This is a genomic window from Clostridium sp. DFI.1.208 (assembly GCF_024463855.1).
Lineage (GTDB): Bacteria > Bacillota_I > Bacilli_A > Erysipelotrichales > Erysipelotrichaceae > Clostridium_AQ.
The window spans coordinates 1-282 of the sequence record NZ_JANGCA010000283.1 but is presented as its reverse complement, the minus strand read 5'-3'; the positions used below and the strand labels follow the sequence as shown (position 1 = coordinate 282).

1 protein-coding gene is annotated in these 282 nt (G+C 42.2%); it reads left to right on the top strand.

Annotated elements, in window-relative coordinates; all coding sequences use genetic code 11:
• Positions 1-282 (top strand): hypothetical protein (locus NE665_RS24385; RefSeq protein ID WP_256302768.1); only part of this gene is annotated, 282 nt, incomplete at both ends.

Below are 282 nucleotides of genomic sequence, written 5' to 3'. Positions count from 1 at the left end.
AAGGGCTATCATTTCCAGAAGTGGAATGATGGAACGAACGATTTCGCAACAGATGAAGCATTGAGAAAAGCAAAATATGAAGAAGATACAACCTTCTCCGCATACTTCGAGGAAGATGCTGAGATAACGATCTCATATAAATCAAATGATGAAAATATGGGAACTGTAACCAATGCGAAGGATGAAGTCAAGCCAGTAACCGGAACCGTAAAGGGAAGCAAAGCAGAAGCAAGTGAAGGCTATGCATTCAAGAACTGGACGAACGCAGAAGGTACGATCGTC